The organism is Acidobacterium sp. FHG110202_01, from assembly GCF_059115305.1.
The window spans coordinates 321,804-342,569 of the sequence record NZ_JBZYWJ010000002.1 but is presented as its reverse complement, the minus strand read 5'-3'; the positions used below and the strand labels follow the sequence as shown (position 1 = coordinate 342,569).

19 protein-coding genes are annotated in these 20,766 nt (G+C 57.4%); 8 read left to right on the top strand and 11 right to left on the bottom strand.

Going from position 1 to position 20,766, the window contains the following annotated elements:
• Position 1: 1 nt before the first annotated feature.
• From lysC to AC5S16_RS04675, 9 genes are all read right to left on the bottom strand, one after another.
• The gene (gene lysC, locus AC5S16_RS04715; RefSeq protein ID WP_493928875.1) at positions 2-1,486 is read right to left on the bottom strand and encodes a lysine-sensitive aspartokinase 3; all 1,485 of its coding nucleotides are present in this window, start codon (positions 1,484-1,486) and stop codon (positions 2-4) included.
• Positions 1,483-2,547 carry an aspartate-semialdehyde dehydrogenase gene (asd, locus tag AC5S16_RS04710; RefSeq protein ID WP_493928874.1) on the bottom strand — a complete coding sequence of 355 codons (1,065 nt, stop codon included), beginning with the start codon at positions 2,545-2,547 and terminating at the stop codon, positions 1,483-1,485. Before asd ends, lysC begins: the two co-directional genes overlap by 4 nt.
• A gap of 205 nt (positions 2,548-2,752) precedes the next feature.
• Positions 2,753-3,517: a carboxypeptidase regulatory-like domain-containing protein gene (locus AC5S16_RS04705; RefSeq protein WP_493928873.1), complete on the bottom strand. Its 765-nt coding sequence runs from the start codon at positions 3,515-3,517 to the stop codon at positions 2,753-2,755.
• A 74-nt stretch (positions 3,518-3,591) separates the two neighbouring features.
• On the bottom strand, positions 3,592-4,608 hold the full coding sequence (locus AC5S16_RS04700) for an isocitrate dehydrogenase (NAD(+)) (protein ID WP_493928872.1): 1,017 nt from the start codon (positions 4,606-4,608) through the stop codon (positions 3,592-3,594).
• A 122-nt stretch (positions 4,609-4,730) separates the two neighbouring features.
• Positions 4,731-5,213 carry a transcriptional regulator NrdR gene (gene nrdR, locus AC5S16_RS04695; protein WP_493928871.1) on the bottom strand — a complete coding sequence of 161 codons (483 nt, stop codon included), beginning with the start codon at positions 5,211-5,213 and terminating at the stop codon, positions 4,731-4,733.
• 61 nt (positions 5,214-5,274) lie between these two features.
• The gene (locus tag AC5S16_RS04690; protein WP_493928870.1) at positions 5,275-6,105 is read right to left on the bottom strand and encodes an MBL fold metallo-hydrolase; all 831 of its coding nucleotides are present in this window, start codon (positions 6,103-6,105) and stop codon (positions 5,275-5,277) included.
• A gap of 73 nt (positions 6,106-6,178) precedes the next feature.
• Entirely contained in the window at positions 6,179-7,225 is a 1,047-nt protein-coding gene (locus AC5S16_RS04685) for a lysylphosphatidylglycerol synthase transmembrane domain-containing protein (RefSeq protein WP_493928869.1), read from the bottom strand.
• Positions 7,222-7,956 carry a lytic transglycosylase domain-containing protein gene (locus AC5S16_RS04680; RefSeq protein ID WP_493928868.1) on the bottom strand — a complete coding sequence of 245 codons (735 nt, stop codon included), beginning with the start codon at positions 7,954-7,956 and terminating at the stop codon, positions 7,222-7,224. The genes AC5S16_RS04685 and AC5S16_RS04680 overlap by 4 nt, the downstream gene beginning before the upstream one ends.
• A 5-nt stretch (positions 7,957-7,961) precedes the next feature.
• Positions 7,962-8,864 carry an HAD family hydrolase gene (locus tag AC5S16_RS04675; protein WP_493928867.1) on the bottom strand — a complete coding sequence of 301 codons (903 nt, stop codon included), beginning with the start codon at positions 8,862-8,864 and terminating at the stop codon, positions 7,962-7,964.
• Between the two features lie 112 nt (positions 8,865-8,976).
• On the opposite strand from AC5S16_RS04675, the gene AC5S16_RS04670 reads away from it, so the two are divergent.
• The 3 genes from AC5S16_RS04670 (at position 8,977) to AC5S16_RS04660 (ending at position 11,850) form a co-directional block, all read left to right on the top strand.
• Entirely contained in the window at positions 8,977-10,191 is a 1,215-nt protein-coding gene (locus AC5S16_RS04670; protein WP_493928866.1) for a threonine synthase, read from the top strand.
• Between the two features lie 101 nt (positions 10,192-10,292).
• Positions 10,293-10,742 carry a CBS domain-containing protein gene (locus AC5S16_RS04665; RefSeq protein ID WP_493928865.1) on the top strand — a complete coding sequence of 150 codons (450 nt, stop codon included), beginning with the start codon at positions 10,293-10,295 and terminating at the stop codon, positions 10,740-10,742.
• Positions 10,743-10,761: 19 nt separating this feature from the next.
• Positions 10,762-11,850 (top strand): isoaspartyl peptidase/L-asparaginase family protein, encoded by a 1,089-nt coding sequence (locus AC5S16_RS04660; protein WP_493928864.1) that lies wholly within the window; start codon positions 10,762-10,764, stop codon positions 11,848-11,850.
• A 472-nt stretch (positions 11,851-12,322) separates the two neighbouring features.
• Here the strand turns inward: AC5S16_RS04660 and AC5S16_RS04655 are convergent, their stop codons facing one another.
• Both AC5S16_RS04655 and AC5S16_RS04650 read right to left on the bottom strand, forming a co-directional pair.
• A complete protein-coding gene (locus AC5S16_RS04655) occupies positions 12,323-14,041 on the bottom strand; it encodes a carboxypeptidase-like regulatory domain-containing protein (protein ID WP_493929191.1) in 1,719 nt (572 codons plus the stop codon).
• A 145-nt stretch (positions 14,042-14,186) separates the two neighbouring features.
• Entirely contained in the window at positions 14,187-15,959 is a 1,773-nt protein-coding gene (locus AC5S16_RS04650; RefSeq protein WP_493928863.1) for a GWxTD domain-containing protein, read from the bottom strand.
• A gap of 292 nt (positions 15,960-16,251) precedes the next feature.
• Between AC5S16_RS04650 and AC5S16_RS04645 the strand changes: the two genes are divergently transcribed.
• From AC5S16_RS04645 to AC5S16_RS04625, 5 genes are all read left to right on the top strand, one after another.
• Positions 16,252-17,625, top strand: coding sequence for an efflux RND transporter periplasmic adaptor subunit (locus AC5S16_RS04645; RefSeq protein ID WP_493928862.1), 1,374 nt, complete (start codon positions 16,252-16,254; stop codon positions 17,623-17,625).
• Positions 17,626-17,757: 132 nt separating this feature from the next.
• Positions 17,758-18,435, top strand: a complete 678-nt coding sequence (locus AC5S16_RS04640; RefSeq protein ID WP_493929190.1) for an ABC transporter ATP-binding protein — start codon at positions 17,758-17,760, stop codon at positions 18,433-18,435.
• The gene (locus AC5S16_RS04635) at positions 18,428-18,619 is read left to right on the top strand and encodes a hypothetical protein (RefSeq protein ID WP_493928861.1); all 192 of its coding nucleotides are present in this window, start codon (positions 18,428-18,430) and stop codon (positions 18,617-18,619) included. The genes AC5S16_RS04640 and AC5S16_RS04635 overlap by 8 nt, the downstream gene beginning before the upstream one ends.
• An 83-nt stretch (positions 18,620-18,702) precedes the next feature.
• Positions 18,703-19,695 (top strand): sigma-54-dependent transcriptional regulator, encoded by a 993-nt coding sequence (locus AC5S16_RS04630; RefSeq protein WP_493928860.1) that lies wholly within the window; start codon positions 18,703-18,705, stop codon positions 19,693-19,695.
• A gap of 29 nt (positions 19,696-19,724) precedes the next feature.
• Positions 19,725-20,630 carry a hypothetical protein gene (locus AC5S16_RS04625; protein ID WP_493928859.1) on the top strand — a complete coding sequence of 302 codons (906 nt, stop codon included), beginning with the start codon at positions 19,725-19,727 and terminating at the stop codon, positions 20,628-20,630.
• Positions 20,631-20,766 lie beyond the last annotated feature (136 nt).

Genomic DNA, 20,766 nt, shown 5'->3' with positions numbered 1-20,766 from the left:
TTTACCTCGCACTTATCTCGGAAGCAACGCCTGAGATGGCTTCCTTGCGCGCTTCCAGATCGAAGATTTCCGGATCGGGGTTCACGAAGAACTCCGCATGCAGCGAGCGTACTGCCTCATCCGCATCATCCTCTTCAATCATGAAGCTCATGTTGATTTCCGACGCCCCCTGCGAAATCATGCGTATATTAACGTGACGGATAGCCCCGAAAACGCGCGCCGCAATGCCGTTCTGCCCGCGGATATTCTCGCCCACCATGCAGACCAGCGCCTTGCGGCCTTCATATTTCACGTCGGCCAGTTTGCCCAGGTCGGCGGCAAGCTCAGGAATTTTTTCCGTGGTGTCGACAGTAAGCGAAACGCTGACTTCTGAGGTCGAAACGAGATCGACGGGACATTTGTGCTTGTCAAAAACATCGAAGATAGCCTTGAGATAGCCATGCGTCATCAGCATGCGGCTGGCAACCACATCGATGATGGTGACACGCTTCTTGACCGCGATCGATTTGAAAGGACTGCTGCAATGCGGCGCAAGCGAGATGATGCGTGTGCCCTCGTTCTCGGGATTGCGTGAATTGAGCACCAGTACCGGGATGTTCTTCTGAACGGCAGGCAGAATGGTTGCCGGATGCAGGACCTTTGCGCCAAAGTAGGCCAGCTCGGCGGCTTCCTCGAAGCTGATTATTTTCACACGCAGGGCATCAGGGCAGACGCGCGGATCGGCAGTCATAATGCCGTTCACATCAGTCCAGATTTCAATGGCATCGGCTTGAAGTCCTCCTCCGACGAGCGCGGCAGTGAAGTCTGATCCTCCACGCCCCAGCGTCGAGGTAGCGCCCTTTTCGGTGGAACCGATAAAGCCGCCCATCACCACTGTCCTGCCTTCAAGCGCTATGGGCAGCACGTATTCCTTGAGCCTTTCGGCGATCAGGTCGTCCTGCGGAATAGCCTTGCCGTGCTGCGCGTCGGTGATGATGCAGCTGCGCGAATCGACGTGGACGCTGTCGAGGCCGCGCTGTGTGAAGGCCTCGGCGATCATGCGGCTTGAAAGGCGCTCACCGTAAGAGACGATCATGTCGCCGATGCGCGGTGTCAGCTCGCCTACCGCGGCAAGCCCGCGCAGAATTTCATCGAGGGCGTCGAACTCGGCATCGATCCAGCTCTGCGAGGCAGCGTGCTCGGGGCCGGTAAAGTCAGAGCAGTCGTTTCCCGGCTTGCCTTCGGCCTGTGATATCAGCCTGCAGGTTGCTTCCTTGTGGCGGCTGCGCAGTCGTGCGGTGATGGCGAGCGCGCCGTTGCGGTCTCCGCGGGATGCCGCGTTGGCTGCGGCCAGCAGCTGATCAGTGACCTTCGCCATCGCGCTCACGACGACGATGGGCTGCACATCTTTGCTGCGGCGTCCGGCAACGATGCGAGCGGTGCGATCGATAGCGGCAGCATCTTCGACGGAGGTTCCGCCGAATTTCATCACGACGAGCTTCTTCATGCTGTGACCGCCACAGGTTCAAGCTTGCCCAGCGTTGCCAGAAGTTCCGCGTTGAGCAGAGCAGCGCCGGCAGCGCCGCGAATCGTATTGTGCGAGAGCACGGTGAACTTCCAGTCAAGCAGAGTGCAGGGTCGCAGACGGCCTACCGTTGCCGCCATCCCATTGCCGCGCATGCGGTCAAGCCGCGGCTGAGGGCGATCATCGGCTGTGGCAAATTCGATTGGCTGCGCGGGAGCTGTCGGCAGGTCCTGCCCGGCGAGCGGCCGGAACTCGCTCCATGCGGCAAGAATCTGCTCGCGCGTGGCAGGCTTGCGCAGCTTGATGCTCACGCTTTCCGTGTGGCCATCTTCGACTGCGACACGATTGCAGTGGGCGGAAATTTTCGCATCGAGAGACTGTATGCGCATGCCCTTGAGCGAGCCCAGCAGCTTCAGCGTCTCTTCCTGCATCTTTTCTTCTTCGTTCTTGATGAAGGGAACAACGTTGCCAAGGATATCGAGCGAAGGCACGCCCGGATATCCCGCGCCGCTGACCGCCTGCATTGTGCTGACGAAGATGGATTCGATACCGAAATGCTCTTCGAGCGGCTTGAGAGCGAGAACCAGACCGATGGCCGAGCAGTTGGGATTGGTGACGATGTATCCGCCGGACTGCTTACGCCAGCTCTGGTTTTCGATCAACGGCAGGTGGTCGCCGTTGACTTCCGGAATCACGAGGGGCACATCTTCCTGCATGCGGAAGGCGCTCGAATTGGAGATGACGGCAGATCCGGCAGCAGCAAACTTCGGCTCGAGTTCACGGGCGATATCGGAATCGAGCGCGGCGAAAATAATCCTGGGCGCGCCTTCGGGAGTAGCTGGCGAAACCTGCATCTCGGCAATGTGCGCAGGAATCGCTGTGTCGAGCTTCCACTTTACCGCGTCTCCGTAGCGCTTGCCGCTCGACTTGTCGCTGGCTGCAAGCCATGCCACTTCAAACCACGGATGGTGCTCGAGAAGCTGGATGAAACGCTGGCCGACCATTCCAGTCGCACCAAGAATACCGATCTTCTGCCGCTGCATGTGTCTCTTTCCCATCAGCGAAGGAGTGCACTGCCGCCCATATTTTGCTATGAGCTGGACTGTTCGCTGTACTACTTAGTGTAACTGTTCAAAGAACACAGATGCACGTCTGGAGAGAGGGCAGTTCCTGAATAGGAACTAGGAGTTCAATGTGGAATATCGCGCAGGTGCCTTATAGTTTCGAGAAGACAGGGCACCTGCAGGACTATTTCGCTGCGAATGTAAAGTTCTGCTTCGCTGTCTGTTTTGTGCTGACTGTTACCGTTGCCGTCTGCTGGCCGGATACTTCATGCACAGCTACGACAGTGTAGGTTCCCGGCGGCAGCCCCTTGATCTCGAAATGCCCGTCAGTATCGCTGACTGCATAGAACGGGTTCGTCACTACATTGATGAAAGCCTGCATCCAGGGGTGGTTGTTGCAGCGCACGGGCATCATCAGCTCAGAGTCATGAAAGGTGCGCATATCCGCTGCGCCGGTGGGCGGCTGGGAGATGTCGACAGTCTGGTTGGAGCTGACTGTAGAGACCATGTGGACGTTGTGCATGGTGGGGTCGCTGTTGGTAAAGCGGACGGGCTGGCCCTCCATCACGCCGATGACGTGAGGTATGTAGCGGCAATTCTTCTGATCCATCACTACCGGCGTTGATGGAGCAGGGTAGAGCTTGTTGCCGAGCCCGTCTTTCACGTAGATGAAGACGTTCTGGAGGCCGCCATTCTTGCCTACGTACTGCTCGCTGTAATTTGCAGCGCCAATGTTGCAGGCCGGGTCTTGAGCCATGTCAATCTGAACAGGAGCGGGCATCGTCCCTGAAAAGTGGATCGTGCCGCTGATGGAGCCGGCGGTGTTCCAGTCAATCTGGGTGTAGTGCGCCGCTGATTCGGATTCGGTCGTGCTTGAAGGCTTCTTGCATCCGGCAAACGGCAGCAGCAAAGCGCAGACCGCGGCTGCCGCCCAAAACTGTTTCCTCATTGTTTTCTCGTCTCTACTGGTTGTGATGCAAGTATAGCTGCCCGGGTCCGCAAAAGAAGGACCTGGGCTTTTGGTTACTCTTCAAGAGCTTTAATCACCGCATCAGCAAAGGCCTTTGTTCCGCTCGATCCGCCCACATCGCGTGTCAGGGTCTTTTTCTCGCTGTAGACTTTCTCGATTGCTTGCTGGACTTTATCTGCCGCGGCATCTTCGTTGATATGGCGCAGCATCAGGACAGCGGATTGCAGCAGTGCCGTGGGGTTGGCGATGTCTTTGCCGGCAATGTCCGGAGCCGAGCCGTGCACTGCTTCAAAGATCGCTGCCTCCGCACCCAGATTTGCGCCGGGAACCAGTCCAAGTCCGCCGACAAATGCGGCACACAGATCGCTGACGATGTCGCCGTAGAGATTTTCAAGCAGCAGCACGTCGTACTGGTAGGGGTTCAGCACGAGCTGCATGCAGGTGTTGTCGATGATGTGCTCGCCATAAGTGATCTCAGGGAAATTTTTGGCTACGTCGCGCGCGCACTTCAGGAACAGGCCATCAGAGAGCTTCATGATATTGGCCTTATGAATGGCGTGAATCTTTTTGCGGCCGTGTTTGCGCGCATAATCAAAGGCAAACTGCGCGATACGGGTCGAACCCTTTGCGGTAATTACCTTCAGTGATTCCACTACGCCGGGAACGACTTCATGCTCGAGGCCCACGTACAATCCTTCTGTGTTTTCACGCACAATCACGAGATCGACATTGGGATAGCGTGTCTCAAGCCCAGGCAGGCTTTTCACCGGACGGAAGTTTGCATAGAGCTCGAACTTCTTGCGCAGGGTCACATTGATGGAAGCAAAGCCGCCGCCTACCGGCGTCGTTACCGGGCCTTTCAGCGCAAGCTTGTTGCGCTCAATCGATTCATAAAGCTCCTTGGGAATGTATTCGTTGTATTTCTCGAATGCTTCCGCTCCGGCAGCAAAGCGCTCCCAGTCAAACTTCACCCCCGTGGTTTCAAGGATGCGAACGACGGCGTCGGTGACTTCAGGTCCAATCCCATCGCCGGGAATCAGCGTTACTTTGTGTGTTTTTGTATTAGTCATAATCTCTTGAAAGCTGAAAAGCGGTCAGTTAAACGGCGGCCAGCTGTCCGGCATGTGAGTTGGAAACGATGGAGGCTTCTGCAAGCGCGCCTTTTGTTGACCGGAGTTTTGCTGACCGCTTTTTAGCTATGCTTGCTCTTCTTCCCGTGTTCCTTCCCGCTCAATAACTGTTCCAGCTCTTCTTTAAATTCGCGCACGTCCTTGAAATCCCGGTAAACGCTGGCGAAGCGGATGTAGGCGACGGTGTCGAGAGCCTTCAGCTTGTTCATCAGCAGCTCGCCAATTTCGGTTGTGGTGCGCTCGCGCTCGGGCGAATCCATAACGTAGGTTTCCGCCTCATCGACCAGCGACTCAAGCTTTCCCGCGGAGATCGGCCGCTTCTCACACGCGTGGAGCAGACCGCTCAACACCTTCTGCCGTTCGAAGCGTTCCCTGCGGCCATCCTTCTTCACAACCATGTAGGGAATTTCGTCGATGCGTTCATAGGTGGTGAAGCGCTTGTTGCAACGCTCACACTCGCGCCGCCGCCGAATCGAGTCAGCCTCTTTGCTCTCGCGCGAGTCCACCACACGGTCTTGCGTAAACCCGCAGTAAGGACACTTCATTTTGCTGTTTTGATTCTAACAAGGATGTTGAGAAAAACCCGCGTCCCCTCTTGATCGGCCGCTATATCTTCACAGGCTGTCCAGCTTCCAGCCACAGCAAACAATCGTTCAATCCTGCATTTGCAAACGTGCGCGCAATCACATCGCGCGATTCAGAAAAATGTTTCCATCCTTCAAAATGGAGCGGAACGATCTTCGCGTCAGGCACTGCACGCGCCAACTTCACACTTTCTTCCGCCGTGAAGGTCAGGTGCGAAGGTACGACCTGCACGTGAGCTGCGCCCATAAACAGAATCGCAGTTTTGACAGGGAAGCGCCGGAGGACTTCTTCCACGCCTTCATACCAGACCGTGTCGCCGGAAACATAGATCCCGTTTTCCGGATCATCGGTAAATTGCAGTATGAACCCAATCACCGGCCCACGGTCGGCACCCTCCGGGCCATGACGCGCTGGAGTTCCGGTCACCAGCAACGTTCGTCCATCCAGAGTTTTGAGCTCTTGCGTCCCCCAATGATCCAGTCCGACAGCGTTCGCACCCAAACGCCGCGCTCCTTCCTGTGTCGTCAGCACAGTGCCTGCACGAGACAGCAATGCGCGGCCGGCGTGGTCCAGATTATCGAAGTGATGATCGTGGCTGAGAAGAACAGCGTCAATATGGCCCAGGGAAGCCGCATCTACGGCTGGTCCCATTGTCTTCCATAAGGTGACAGGCCCGGTTGTGTACTCTCCGCCAGCAGGGTCAAATGCCGGATCAGTCAGCAGCTTTAATCCGCCGAATTCGATCAGCGCAGTCGGGCCGCCAATATAGGTGATCTTGAGGGAGCGCTTGTCTGTCATGGATGGGATACCTCCCTCGAGCAGATGACGCGCCTCATCATTGCGATGCAGCATGATTTTTCGTGTGACTGGCTGACATCAGATGCTGGATTTTCCGCTCATTTTCAACGGAATCAGGTGAGTAGACTCAGTTGGCAGCGATCTCTTCGCCTGCCTGCTCGCTCTCTTCAGCGACTTTGCGCAGGCTTATATGTTCAAACTGCGCCCAGATGAGCCCTACCGGTACGATTGCCAGAAAAGTTACTACAAGCAGCATGGCCGCGCAGGCGGTTGCCGGTTCGGGCCGCACACCGAAGAGACTTGAAAGGGCGGTAGCGACCACTCCGATCTGCGTAAACCATCCCAGCACCGGTAGCTGCAGGACACTGGCTCCGCCGCTTACGATCATCAGCACCATGCCCTTGGCCAGAGTCATAGTCGCGAGCTGCGGACTGGCCTCAAAGGCACGTGTGGTGATCAGGTATGAAGCCATGATCAACCCCCACATCGCCAGCGAAATGCCCAGGGTTGTTGCCAGGTCGCCAAATGTACGAAGCGTATCGAGTCCTGTGCGGAATTCGCGGATTTTGTCGCCGACCGCCTTGCCCAGGGCATGTGACATGGCGCCAAGCACGCGCTCGAAGAAGGATGCTATCACCCCGCCTGCAAGCCGAACTGCGACCAGGAACAAAGCTCCAGCCACGGTGCCAGCTAGTCCCCAGTAGCCGAACTTCCTGAAGATCTCAGGGTGAGGCAGAGCACCGGCGGGCGCGAGGAGAATGACCGAGGAGAACATCAATGCCATCGACCCGGCGTCAAAAAGGCGCTCGACAATATAGACCGCAATTTGTGTGCTGATGGGGAGCGCTGTCTTTTTCGCGACCAGGTAGGGGCGCGCCAGATCGGCCACGCGGCCTACCAATGCCACTGAGGTGAATCCGATTACTTGTGTGCCCAGAAGCGACAGTAAAGACACGCGTTTATTGTGGCGAATCAAGAGTGCCCACCGCACAGACCGCAGAACGTAGCCCAGATAGATGCAACCGAATCCGATGGCAATTTTTGCCCAGCTCACGCCAGTCAGTTGTGCGCGAAAAGCAACGAAATTGAATCCCACATGCCGATAGGCCCATGTGCCAAAGCCCACGAGCACCGCAAACACCACGATGCCTGCGATCAGTTTTCCGTATTTCACCGGCCTCCCGCTCCGCGGCTCATAGCAACCTGTGTGGTGCCGGCCGCCATGCGCTCCGCATATCTCCGGTTGAATTCGTGAATCACCCGCGCTATGTAAGCTCTGGTCTCACGGTACGGTGGAATTCCATGCCAGCGCTCCACCGCCGCCGGGCCGGCATTGTAGGCAGCCAGTGCGAGCGCCAGATTGTCATGATACTTCTTGAGCAGCGCGTCAATGTAAGCTGTACCGCCGTTGACATTCTGGTCGGGGGCGAAGCTGTCATGGACACCCAGATTCGCTGCGGTCTTCGGCATCAGCTGCATCAGGCCCTGCGCTCCGGTGCGGCTTACGGCATGAGGATTCCCGCCGCTCTCTGCTTTTACGATGCTGGCAAGGAGGTCAACGTCCAGACCATGCGCCGATCCGGCACGCGCCAGCAGCTCATGTGTGTCCAGTAGAGTCAGCTTTGTGTCGGCTGAAGATGGTGCTGGATCTGGAGCAACTCGGGGCAGGTCAACATGCTCGACGCTCACAATTTCGTTTGCGCCTACATCCACGAAATTCGTGCTATTGGAATCAAGATAAAGCCGTACATGGTCGCCATCAGCCTGGCGGTGATCGCAAACCAGATCGAAGCCATTTTTCAAAGTGACATGCTCGGCAGCATAGGAATCGGTGTGCAAAAGCAAAGACACCAATGCGAGCAGTGTTACAGCGCGAGCTCTTCCATCAAATCGAACCAGCCGCATGACGCTCACTCTACCACGCTCATGTGACAAAGAGTTTCTTCAATCACGGCGGCTACGCCATCCTGGTCGTTCGGGGGAGCAATCTGCCAGCCGCGTTCGCCTGCAAGAGCGAGGAGCTCCGCCGAGGCATTGCCCATCAGGACAGGACGTCCGGAGTATTCCAACATTTCAAGATCATTGAAGTTATCGCCAATGGCCATAATTTCGTCCTGCGGCAACCCGCGCTGCTCTGCAAGCCTGCGCAGCGCTACACCCTTCGAGCAGCCCGGAGGGAGAATGTCGAGGATGCTCAGGTTCCGCTTTGGATATTGTGTCTGGTGCATCTCGATCATTTCTGCATAATGGCTTGAGGCCAGCAACGCCTCGGCATGAATCATTTCTTCAACGGTGCCGCAGACCATGCCCTGCACTGGTGGTTCGCCTGCGTCGAAGGCCCGCTCAAGCGGCTGGATGACTTCGATCCAGGGCCGGTTCGCTTCCACCCACTGCGAGATGCGCGCATGCACCTGTTCGAGCGATTCGATCACCAACTCACCCTGTCCATCGCGGTCGAAGGTGAAGACCGTGGTTCCTCCAAACTGACGCAGCATTCCGCAGAGCCCGCGTGCGGTTTCCAGAGGCAGCAGTGTCCGTTCCATGCGGTCTCCGGCGAATGTGCGCGTCACGGTGCCGTTCGAGGTAATCAGAACCGTCTCCGGCTTCAGACCGATGGGCGCAATTAGCGGAGCAGCATAAGCCTGCCGCCGTCCGGTAGCGATCACGATCTCCAGTCCCGCACTCTCAGCCAGACGCAGAGCTTGGCTGGTTCGCTCGCTGACTGCTGTTCCGGCCGATGGCAGCAACGTGCCGTCAATATCAATGGCAATCAGTTTTATTGGGGAAGCGTTCAAGGCGGGAAAATCGGCCATCAGCGATATTTTACAGGGCTCAGGTCGCAGGGCACAGGTCTCAGGATTTGGCTCACTCCCCCTGAGCCCTGAGCTCTGTGGCCTGAGCTCTATCGGCTGTTACTCTAAACCTATGTCAACAATAGCTTTCCTTGAGTGCTCCCGTTGCCGCCAGCATGTTTCTGCCGACCAGTACCAGACCGTCTGCCCTGCCTGTGCCGGGGCGCTCTATGTCCGCTATGACGTAAGTGTCTTGAAGAAAAAAGCTTCCCGCCCTGAAGCAGGTGGCAGCCAATCCATGTGGCGCTACTCTAGCGTTCTGCCCGACGTGGACCCGATTACTCTGGGCGAGGGCTGGACGCCGATGCTCTCGAGCCGGCGCAATGCAAATCTCTATCTCAAGGAAGAGGCTACCAATCCAACCGGAACATTCAAGGCGCGCGGCATGTCGATGGCTGTCTCCATGGCACGCCATTACGGGCTGAAGAAGCTGGCTGCGCCCTCCGCTGGAAATGCCGCAGGCGCGCTCGCCGCCTATGCCGCTGCGGCAGGTATCGAAGCCCACATCTTCATGCCCAAGGACGTTCCTTTCGCCAACTATCTCGAAGGCGTGGCTTATGGCGCCAATGTGACACTGGTCGATGGCCTTATCTCCGACTGCGCCCGCATTGTGAATGAACGCAAGGAGAAGGAAGGTTGGTTCGACATCTCGACCCTTAAAGAACCTTTCCGCGTCGAAGGCAAGAAGACCATGGGTTACGAGCTGGTAGAGCAGCTGGGCTGGACCTATCCCGACGCGGTGTTCTATCCCACCGGGGGCGGCGTTGGCCTTATCGGCATGTGGAAGGCCTTTGAAGAGATGGAACAGCTGGGCTGGGTGAGCGGTAAGCGTCCGAAGATGATCGCCATTCAGGCTTCCGGATGCGCTCCTGTTGCCCGTGCCTACAAGGAAGGTGCGGAAGCTTCGAAGATGTTTGAGAACGCTGCGACCTTCGCAGCCGGTCTGCGCGTTCCCAAGCCTTACGGGGATTACATCATCCTCGACGTTGTCCGCCAGTCCGGCGGAACGGTGGTCGATCTGCCGGATGAGAAAATCCTCGATTCACTTCTGGACTGGTCGCGCGATGAAGGCCTGCTGCTCTCGCCCGAAGGAGCATCTGCTACAGCAGCTTACGACCATCTCATCGAGACCGGGTTCCTTAAGCCCAGCGACCGCGTTGTGATCTTCAATACCGGAGCTGGCCTCAAATATGTCGATATGATCGCTGAGGCCATGGGTGTCCGCCGTCCGGATACAGGCAACCTGCCGGAGCGAGTGCCTGTGGGGGGCATCATTACACCTCAGTAACTGGGCTCAGGTCACAGGGGCTGAATTCTGCGCCCTGTGACCTATTCTTACCATTGACCCTTCTTCCCTTGCGGACTATCATCCTCTCCCCGAGGTGGGTTATGGCAGAACTGGCAAGCACTATCAGTGCAGTCCTCAAGAACAAGGCCGAAGATATCTGGTCGATTGCGCCGGATGCCTCCGTCTACCAGGCTGTGGAGATGATGGCGGAAAAGCAGGTTGGCGCGCTTCCTGTCATAGAGCAGGGCCGGCTTATTGGCATCCTCTCCGAGCGCGACTATGCCCGCAAGATCATCCTCAAAGGACGCTCGTCGAAGGACACTCCGGTGGCCGATATCATGACCTCCGACCTCACAACCATCACGCCGCAGCACACCGTGGCCGACTGCATGCGCATTGTGACCGACAAGCGCATCCGCCATCTGCCGGTGGTCGAGGGCGGCGAGCTTGTCGGTATCGTCTCGATCGGCGACCTGGTGAACTGGGTCATCAGCGAGCAGCAGCAGACAATTCGTCACCTCGAGGCATACATCAGCGGGCTTGCGTCGTAGCGGCGTGTATCATGCCGCCATGCACAAATCTCTGACTCTTCTTTGCAGTGGACTCATTGCTGTATTTATAACTGCTGTTGGTCCGTCCTGCGCCCGGCAAAGCGCTCCTACTCATAAATGGGCTGTCGTTCTTCATGGTGGAGCGGGGGTGATTGAGCGCAGCCACATGGATCCGAAGACCGAGGCTGCCTACCGCGCCTCGCTCCAGACGGCTCTCAAGGCTGCTTCGGACACGCTCGACAAAGGCGGCTCGGCGCTCGATGCGGTCGAGGCAGCCATTCGGTACATGGAAGATGATCCGCTCTTCAACTCGGGGCATGGGGCTGTCTTTACTGCCGCAGGGAAGAATGAGCTCGACTCCGCCATCATGGATGGCGCCACGCTGAAGGCCGGGGCCGTTGCCGGAGTGACGCGCACCCGTCATCCTATTTCACTGGCGCGGGCGGTGATGGAGAAGTCGCCGCATGTCATGCTCATTGGCGCGGGGGCCGACGAGTTTGCCCAGGAGCATGGGCTGGAGATGGTCGATCCCAGCTTCTTCTTTACCGAGCGCCGCTGGCAGGGGCTGGTCAAGGAACTGCAGAAGGAAGGCAAGCCCGTTCCGCCGCGTCCGGCAGGAGCACCGCCTGAGCCAGTGCCGGGCAAGCCGCTTTCTGAATTGATGCTGCCGGTGGAATCGCCCGAGGCCCACAAGTTCGGGACAGTGGGTGTAGTCGCGCTTGACCGGCAGGGCAATATTGCTGCCGGAACCTCAACCGGTGGGCTCACCGCCAAGATGTGGGGGCGTGTCGGAGACTCGCCGATCATCGGGGCGGGGACCTATGCCGATAACCAGTCGTGCGCTGTCTCCGGCACGGGGACGGGGGAGTACTTCATCCGTCTGACAGTGGCCCGCACGATCTGCGCTCTGGTCGAGTACAAAGGGATGGGCCTGCAGGAGGCCGCTGACGAGGTCATCCAGCACGAGCTGACCGGGCTCAAAGGCGACGGCGGCATCATTGCCATTAACCGCAAAGGCGACATGGTGTGGAGCTTCAATTCTCCGGGGATGTACCGCGCCCGGGTGGCAGAAGGCGGAACGCCAGAGATCGGCATGTACAAGGACTAGCCGTCCAGGCACACGCGCTGCGCGCCATCATTGCCGGAGTGGAGTGCCCCGGGTCCCGATCGCTCCCCCTTGCTCGCTTGATTTGCACCCCTCCCCCTGTTTTGTACGGAGAATGTTTGTTTTCAATCATTTACGGTGCGAGGCTGTACGGAGATCCTTTGTTTTCAACGGGTTATCGGAAAAAACAAGGAAAATAGAAGGAATGGCGTTTGAGCCATTCCTTCTATTTTCAGTTTAGCAAATTAAGCGGAAAATACTTGCAGCCGCAAGTATTTTTGTATCAATACGTTACAGAATTTTTCTCTTGACAAAAAATTCTGTAATTTCGGAATCAGATTTACGGCCCAGAACGGCTATTTGTGGTTATCGACGCGAAAAGCAGGTTCTTCGCTTCGCTCAGAATGACAACCTGAAATTTGTGCTCAGGATGACAACCTGATTTTTGCCAGCTCAGCGATGACGGCTTCTGGCTTTAGAAGTTGAAGGCGAGGCCGCCCTGGATGCTGCGCGCGGCCTGGGCGAAGTAGAGGGTGCTGCCGTCCTGGGTAACGAAGGGGCGGTAGCCCTGCGCCAGCAGATTGCGCACGTCGATCAGCGCTTCCATGCGGTAGGGAAGAATGCGGGTGTGGATGGGTTGGCGGACATAGAAGCTCAGGTAAGGCGAGGGTAACGCGGCGTTGAAGGGGGCGACGGTTGTGACCGTATCGGTCGGCTGCCATCGGTAGGAGGCGCGCCACTGCGTGCCGGTGTGCTTGACCTTGCCGGTCATGCTGGCTGCGGCCATTGCAGCGCTCCGCGGGCGCAGGCCACCGATACCTTCTTTGAGGTTCACGGGGCCGGAAGGCGTGTCCATGGTGAGAGCATTGCCGGTGGCGCAGGCGAAGCTCAGCCAGAGGTCGCGGCCGAGGTGGTCATTCAGCTCAGCCAGCATTCCGTTTGAGGAGAAGTTCTGTCCTGTGGCCTTGAGCAGGTCGGTGTTTACATCGTAGAGCAGGTTGCCGCTGTTCCAGTCGGCCACGGAGAGCGTGCCGCCGCCGTTGATGACCGGGTTCCGGATATTGTCGCGGTAGAGGGTCATGCGCATGCTCACGTTGCCTTCGCGCCGCGCTACGGTGATCTCCTGATGAAGGCCTTCTTCAAGGAGCAGCTTGCCTTCCTTCTCAGTCAGCGCCGGAGCAAGCGTGCTTTCGCGATCAATTTCGCTGGCATGCTGCGCGGTTGGAGAAGTGGCCACACGGTAGGAAATTTCGTTGTTGTCGTTGTGCAGCGTGAGCCCGCCGAAGGGATGGTTGGCGAACTGGTTTTCGCCGAGATGGATGGCCTCCAGCTCGCTGCCAACTTCGGCCGAGACGCCGTCCATCATCTCCATGGTTTCCGAGGTGCGCAGAACGACGGCCTGGAGGCCCTGCTGCTGGATGCCGCCCTCAATGTCGGGACGGTCCTGGAAAGAGACGACGGCGCGCAGAGTGTGGGCCGGATCGAGCTGACGCGCGTAGCCGACGGAGGTGTTGACAGAGGTAGTAGCACCGGAATTTTCTGCCTGGCCGAGATCGGCGCGCAGAAGCACCTGCGCACCGTCCCCATTCGAACGCGCAATCTCGAAATCGTTGTGTACGCCGCCATCGCCGAACTGATTTGCACCGCCGCGGATGGTCACGCGAGCCTTGAGTGCCGGAGCGGCTCCGTTACCGTCAGAGACCACGACGAGAGGTCCGTCTTCCAGCAGGCGCAGCAGAGGGCGATTCTGCGAGAGGCGCAGCGTCCAGGTCCAGTCGTCCTGTGGCTCGCTAGCCTGGCGCGGCTGCGCGGGGAGCCAGCGGAAGGCCTCGTAGAGCGTATTCAGCGTGAGGTTGACGACTATCTTCGAGTTTGCGAGGACGCGGAGATTCTCCCGCAGCGTAGGCAGGAAGAGCGATCCGGTGGCCTTGATGTTGTAGGTTCCGGAAGTGACTCCGGGAAGGGTATAGCGGCCATGGTCGTCAGTGAAGGTCTGGGCGAGGATGGCGAGGTTGGGTCCGAGCAGCTCGACGAGCGCTCCGACCTGGGGAGCTCCTTTGGCGTCGCGGACAACACCCGAGATGGCGGAGCCTGGGGCAGCAGACGGACCCTCTGCGCAGGCTGGCAGGGCCAGCAGAGTGATCAGCAAGGCAAGCGCCGGGCCGATCTTGATTCGCAGGTTGGGAACTGTCATCGTCACCGATTTCGTGTCATCCGAACCGGTTGGCGCCCCGCGGAACCCTTCCGAAGAACGTCAAGCGGCCTTACTCCTGGCCGTGCCCCGAAAATCGTTGTCGGAGGACATGCGCAGCTCTTGGCGGCTGCTGGTCCTTGTAAATCTACTCTACTGTAAAGTGAGCCGACTGCGCGATCTGCTGGTTCAAGACGCTGTCGTTCACCAGTATCTTAATTTCATACTTGCCCGGCTGAAGATTCGCAAGGGGGACAGCGCGCTCCAGCGTGACCTGGTCCGATGTTGCCGCCAGCTTTTTCGAGTCTTCCTGCATATCGAGGATCGCTTTATTAGACGCGAGATCGATAATTTGGTACTGAATGGTGGCTGCGTTCTGCTTGCTCTTTTCGTCGATTCCCAGGTTATAGACCTGCATCCAGAAATTCAGTTTTTGCGACCGCTGGAATGATGCAGGAATTGTAGGGTTCGAGGTGACGGCTGGCAACAATTTTGTGTTGCCGATCACGAAGTTTCCTGCACCGATTTCTTTCGACGGAACGAGCTCCATGCGGTTGGCCAGGATCAGCGAAGATGCGGCCAGTTTTTCATCGTCATAGTGGGGAACACTGATGCCCTGGGCGAAGACACCGAGGTGGTCAGGGTTGTTGACATCCTTGATGCCTATGTCGACGCGGTAGCGTCCGGGGCGCAGGGGCAGCGCTTTCCAATAGAGCTGCTTGTTGTCCAGCGTCTTTGGCAGCAGTTCCGCCGGCACCTGCACTTCCACTGTTTCTTCAAAGCTCTGTACGATCTTGTCGGTGATCGTCGAGACGCGGCCGATGATGTGGACCTGGCCGGTAGCGACGCCGTCCTTGGTATTGAACGTGATGTCACGATTCTTGATCTGCAGCGTGATCGGAACCATGACTGTTTCTTCCGTGACCTTCACATAATCGGTGCGCACATCGAAGGGGAAGTAGGGGCCGGTCATCAGCTTGTGGTTCGACATGAACGACTCAAGCTGGAGGTCCTTGAACTTGATGACGGGCGGCGCCTGCAGCTTCGCGTACTGCTCTAGGCGATCGAACTGCTTGCTCTGCTGCATGCTGCTCATGGGGCCGTTGCCCAGCGACTCGAGACCGCCGCGGAAGCGGTCTGCCTGCTTGGCCATGCCCATCTGCTCGTAGAGAGTCTGGCCGGCTCCGGGAACGTGCAGCAGCGCGTCCTTTTCAGAACGGTCGATGGTCATGTGGTAGTCGCCGCACATGCAGGTGTCGACGAATTCGATGTCGATGTTTTCGCCAATGCCTTCAATGTAACGGTAGTGCCAGACTTCGAAGGGGAAGGTCGAAGTGGTGCCGCCGCCTTCTTCGATGGGGCGGTCGTAGGTGCCGCCGCTGGGGTGCGAGTCAGTCGAATCGGGCTTGCCGTAGGCGATGTAGATATGGCCGCGGTCAGTTTTCCATCCGGGCTTGCCGGCGGCGAAGTGCTCGTTGGCGTACTCGATGCGGCGGTAGTGCTCTTCGCGGAATTCGTTCTCGGGGGAATCGGGATTGGGGTTGCGGCGCTGCCAGAACTGCTCGATGAAGGCATCGCGCTCCTCATCGTTGCTGAGGCTCTTGAAGGCCTTCATTTCCTGGTCGGTGATGATCCAGCGGACATCTTCATCGACCCACTTTTTATAGGGGCCTTTGAGCTCCTGTTTGAGCTCTTTCTGCTGCTTGAAGCGCTCCTTGTCCGAGAGCTTGCGCTTGAGGGGGTCCTGATTGTCGTCGGAAGACGGAGTACTGTTGTCCTGCGCAGAGCCCCGCTGGACGAGCTGCGGGTCTGATTGATTCGGGGTAGAAGTCTGCTGTGGAGTGCTCTGCGTCTGTGCCTGAGAAATCGCGAACACTCCGAGGGAGATCGCGAGAAATATAGAAAAACGACCCTTCAACATATTGTTTCTTTTGTACCCCTCTACCGCTTTCTAATTTTACGGACTCATGAAGATGGAATACAAGCGTTACTAATCAGGGAAAGCTCTGATCATTAGACGGGTGAGGGGCGTTTTCGGGGAATAAAAAGATGTATTCGCCTGATATCATGGATGCCACCTGGGCGGGAGACATTTCGGGGGCTATTCAGACTTTGCAACTTTTGCGGAACCTCAGACGCTTGCGCTGCGTATTTTCGAGCGGACGACTGGGGCGGATACAGCGAAGTACTGCATAGATACAGGGAAAACTGCTTTGAAAAAAATCATCATCATAGTGGCTGTTGTCTTGGCTGTTGCCGGAATTGTTGCTCTCACGGTTGTGCGGGCGCAGTCCGGTTACACAAAAGTGCTAACGGGTAAGGTCATTCGGGGAAACCTTGTTTCCGTTGTTAGCGGCACTGGGCAGATCAGGCCCAAAACCTATGTCAATATAGGGGCTACAGCATTCGGGCGTATCACGCATCTCTATGTAAAAGAAGGAGATCACGTGAAAAGGGGCCAGACCCTGGCAACCATCGAAAGTGTCCAGCCAGAGGCCAACGTGGATGCTCAGAGGGCGGCCATTGCGGCGGCCAAGACCGATATCGCTTCCTATATCGCGGCGGAGAAGACGGCGGAAGCCAATGTCGAGCATGCCAAGGCCGATCTCGAGCAGAAGCGGCTGGACTGGCATCGCTATCAGCAGCTCTATGCCGAGAAGCTGGTCTCAAAGGCCGACTACGATGCCAGGAAGGCGGCTTACGATACCGATATTGCCACTCTGGATCAGTCCCAGGCGGCGCTGGTGCAGTCCAAGGCGCAGACGGACTCGGCACGCGGGCACCTGGGCACGCAGGTGGCGACCCTGCGCTTTAACCAGGATGCTCTGAACAAGACGGTGAGCATCGCTCCCTTTAATGGCCTGGTGACGAACCTGCCGGTACGCGAGGGTGAAACTATGGTCACAGGCATTCAGAATGCCGAAGGCTCAACCTTGATGACCCTGGCGGATATGTCCGTCATTACTGCTGAAGTAAAGGTGGACGAGACAGATATCGTCAATGTCTCGCTTGGGCAGGAATCCGATGTGACTGTCGATGCGCTTCCGGGTAAGGTCTTCAAGGGCCATGTGACGGAAGTGGGCGACCAGGCGCTGCTGCGCTCTACGGGCCTTGCTACCAGCCAGTCGACCAGCGGCACAGAAGAAGCCAAGGACTTCAAGGTAGTCGTCACCCTCGACCAGCAGACTGACCAGCTGAAGCCCGGCCTTTCCACAACGGCGAAGATCACCACGGCGCGGCGCGACAGCACGCTGTCGATTCCGATTCAGGCGCTCACTATGCGCGCTCCGGATGATCCAAAGGACAAGAAGCCGCATGTCGAGCAGACCGCGGCTTCGAATGCTGCCTCGGACGCGCAGAAGACGCAGGGCGTCTTTGTACTGCGCGCGGACAAGAGCGGCAAGCTGCGGGCGCATTTCGTCCCTGTGATTACAGGCATCACGGGCGCAACGGACATTGAAGTAACCGGCGGGTTGAAGGAAGGCGACGAGATCGTAACCGGGACCTATCGGGTATTGCGGGATCTGAAGGACGATGCGCTGGTGAAGCGTGACACGACCCCGGTGAAAACCGATTCGTCGACATAGGAGCAATGGATGATGATCCAGACAACCAGCGAATTTGAAGCGCGCACCACCGTCGGCTCGGGCAATGGAGGAGACAACGGCCCTGGGCCTGGCGACATTATCGTAGTCCACGACCTGTGGAAGACCTACGACATGGGGTCGGAGCAGCAGGTGCACGCGCTGCAGGGCGTTTCGCTGCGTATCAAGCAGAATGAGTATGTCGCCATCATGGGGCCGTCGGGCTCGGGTAAATCGACCCTGATGAACCTGATTGGCTGCCTCGATACTCCAAGCAAAGGCGAGTACTGGCTGAACGGCCACCTGGTCAGCGACCTGAATGATGACGAGCTGGCGCGCATCCGGAATAAGGAGATCGGCTTCGTCTTCCAGACCTTCAACCTGCTGGCGCGCGCTACGGCGCTGCACAATGTGGAGCTGCCGCTCATCTATAACGGAACGCACTCAGCCGAGCGCGTGGAGCGCGCGGAGGGGGCACTGCGCGCGGTCGGATTGGGCGACCGCATGCATCATAAGCCCAACGAACTCTCCGGCGGACAACGCCAGCGTGTCGCGATTGCGCGCGCGCTGATCAACCGCCCGTCGATCATCCTGGCTGACGAACCGACCGGCAATCTCGATTCAAAGACAGGCGATGAGATCATGGCGCTCTTCGATGATCTGCATGCGAAGGGGAACACGATTGTCCTGGTAACGCATGAGCCGGATATTGCGGAGTTCGCGCATCGCGTGGTGCATATCCGCGACGGGAAGATCTTTTCCGATCAGCCTTCCAGCCGTGTCCGTACGTCTGTGGTGAAGGCGGATGAGTAAAATGAAGGCCAATAGTCCCGCTCATTCAACGGAACACCATGCAGATGACGGTTGTCCGGCGGAAAAAGTCCTGGCCGAATCAGGCAAGGGTGAACTCGTAACCGGGTCGCTTGTTGTTGGTGAAGGCAAACTGGGGGCCGAATTTCCCGTGGATGAAAATCCGCACCATCTCGTTCTTTTCTGATTTGCCAAAAATTCAAGCAATCCCGTCTGCTGCCGATAGATGACTTAAGTACTTGAGTCATCTTTTCAGGGGGCACGAGAGCGGTGGGTGTCTTAACAACACAATGGCGCGAGGCACGAAGGGTCACTGCGCCGCAATCCGGCGAAGCAACTATTTCTGGAGCAGCCATTTCACGGCTGGGCAATATGGTGGCGCGCAGCCTGGTAATGCAGCGTCTGTTTGCGCGCCTTGAACATGCGGCCCCCCATCTGCGCATCGTTACCTTTGAAGGCGACCCGGGAACAGGCAAGGCTCTTGCGGCGAGGACGCTGCACGGGCTCGGTCCTGCTTCTGCGGCGCCTTTCGTCGCCTGCGCGGCGACGCGTTTCGCTTCCGCTGATGTGCAGGCGCTGCTTGACGAAACACGCAGCGGCACGCTCTTTCTGACGCGTGTCAGCGAGCTGACGGCAGACCAGCAATCGCGGCTTTTTGACTTTCTCGAATGGTGGGAGCACCGCAGCGCACGCGAAACCACATCTCTGCCGCGGCAGATATTCGTCAGCTCGCAGCAGCCGCTGCGCCAGCTTTCAGCAAACGGCAGGCTTCGTGCGGACTTATCCTACCGGCTGACTGCGGTGCGCTTCATTCTGCCTCCGCTGCGCGAGCGCCGCGAAGATATAGGCACGCTGGCTGAGCATTTTGCTGTCCACTGCGCCGCCATGCGCGGCAAGCCTGTACGAGGGCTCGGCCCGGGTTCTCTGCCTCGGCTGATGACGCACCACTGGCCGGGAAATGTGCGCGAGCTCGAAGCGGTGATGATGAATGCCGTGATGGAGTGCGAAGGGCAGTGGATCCGGCCCATCGATATTCCTGCGCTCATGCCTGCAGCGCCGCGTATCGAGCAGCAGGTTGAGTCCCTGGTGACGGCGATGGAGGCGGAGGATGATCCGAACCTCGATCATATGATCGTGCGTCATATCAAGAGCGTTCTTGAAAAAACTGGGGGCAACAAGCTGCGCGCCGCGCGACTGCTCGGCATCAGCCGGTCGACGCTATATAGATTGATTGAACCGGAAAACATCGTTTCTCAGTCGTAGGCCAAGTTTTCACATGGCATACTGTTCGCGTGATCTGGATAGGCGATCAACGCGGCTACTTAAATGACTGGACGACGCAACAATGGGTGCGACTTACAGGCAGGCGCATCTCTCTTGCGGAGTTCCCTTGGCTGGATGGCCCAATTGGTAACATGCGTCTTATTGGCAAAGATTTTTTTGCAGACTATGCCAAAGAACGCGGCCTTGAGATTGTTCGTAGCGGATGCCGAGGATTGATTCCTGACTTTCGTGATCTGGCAATTGACATGACCGCAGTGAATCCACAAATCAGAGAGTTTTATGAGCGAACCTCTGAATATGAAATGGATGCATGGTCCGAATGGAGCGGAATGTTCAAGCCTTTTGGCGCTGCTCTTGCGATGTTGTTCAGCCGCCGCCTGCAGCAATTGAACGTTCCTCTCTCTTCTCTAGACACAAGCCATGGAATCACAAGCGAAGTAATTCAGTTAAGACATGCGAAATCGGCCAAAATCGTACAGACGGCCTGGATACGAGAGTTGATTGGCAGCAGGAATGTTCTTTATGCCGGCGGCTATGCAGTCTGTAATATTCCCGGCTGTGTGACTCCGTGTATCAAGGTCGTATTTCCTTTGCCAAATGGTAATGCGATTGTCCTGATGAAACCGGTAGTACATCCTGATGGATCTTTTTCTGTGCTCTCGCATGGCCGCTCATTTGGAGAGCCGGGATTTTATTTTGTAGTGCATGGAGAAAGCGGCGTTGCCTGGGTACGCTATCTGCGTAGCCTGCAGGAAGGAATCCACAGTTATGTTTCAGCTCCTGGAGCAATAAGAGCCGACCACATATTGCATATCTGGGGCCTGGAGTTTCTCCGGTTGCACTATCGCTTACGGAAAGATTCCCGCAAAATCGATTCTCTTTCACCCAATCTATGCAACGCAGTGCAGCCCTGAAGCAGATACAGAGAGTCTCTCACCCTGTTACACTGCGCAGAATACATCTTGTGTTGATTTACACGAAGCGATGAAAAATATTCTGTCTCTTACACTTGCTTGCTCTGTCACATTTTGCTCTTATGCGCAGGCACCG

What these genes read in the sequence shown, in the direction of transcription:
- lysC (WP_493928875.1), bottom strand. Translation starts at nt 1,486, where the DNA reads ATGAAGAAGCTCGTCGTGATGAAATTCGGCGGAACCTCCGTCGAAGAT.
- asd (WP_493928874.1), bottom strand. Translation starts at nt 2,547, where the DNA reads ATGCAGCGGCAGAAGATCGGTATTCTTGGTGCGACTGGAATGGTCGGC.
- AC5S16_RS04705 (WP_493928873.1), bottom strand. Translation starts at nt 3,517, where the DNA reads ATGAGGAAACAGTTTTGGGCGGCAGCCGCGGTCTGCGCTTTGCTGCTG.
- AC5S16_RS04700 (WP_493928872.1), bottom strand. Translation starts at nt 4,608, where the DNA reads ATGACTAATACAAAAACACACAAAGTAACGCTGATTCCCGGCGATGGG.
- nrdR (WP_493928871.1), bottom strand. Translation starts at nt 5,213, where the DNA reads ATGAAGTGTCCTTACTGCGGGTTTACGCAAGACCGTGTGGTGGACTCG.
- AC5S16_RS04690 (WP_493928870.1), bottom strand. Translation starts at nt 6,105, where the DNA reads ATGCTGCATCGCAATGATGAGGCGCGTCATCTGCTCGAGGGAGGTATC.
- AC5S16_RS04680 (WP_493928868.1), bottom strand. Translation starts at nt 7,956, where the DNA reads ATGCGGCTGGTTCGATTTGATGGAAGAGCTCGCGCTGTAACACTGCTC.
- AC5S16_RS04675 (WP_493928867.1), bottom strand. Translation starts at nt 8,864, where the DNA reads ATGGCCGATTTTCCCGCCTTGAACGCTTCCCCAATAAAACTGATTGCC.
- AC5S16_RS04670 (WP_493928866.1), top strand. Translation starts at nt 8,977, where the DNA reads ATGTCAACAATAGCTTTCCTTGAGTGCTCCCGTTGCCGCCAGCATGTT.
- AC5S16_RS04665 (WP_493928865.1), top strand. Translation starts at nt 10,293, where the DNA reads ATGGCAGAACTGGCAAGCACTATCAGTGCAGTCCTCAAGAACAAGGCC.
- AC5S16_RS04660 (WP_493928864.1), top strand. Translation starts at nt 10,762, where the DNA reads ATGCACAAATCTCTGACTCTTCTTTGCAGTGGACTCATTGCTGTATTT.
- AC5S16_RS04655 (WP_493929191.1), bottom strand. Translation starts at nt 14,041, where the DNA reads ATGACAGTTCCCAACCTGCGAATCAAGATCGGCCCGGCGCTTGCCTTG.
- AC5S16_RS04650 (WP_493928863.1), bottom strand. Translation starts at nt 15,959, where the DNA reads ATGTTGAAGGGTCGTTTTTCTATATTTCTCGCGATCTCCCTCGGAGTG.
- AC5S16_RS04640 (WP_493929190.1), top strand. Translation starts at nt 17,758, where the DNA reads ATGGGGTCGGAGCAGCAGGTGCACGCGCTGCAGGGCGTTTCGCTGCGT.
- AC5S16_RS04635 (WP_493928861.1), top strand. Translation starts at nt 18,428, where the DNA reads ATGAGTAAAATGAAGGCCAATAGTCCCGCTCATTCAACGGAACACCAT.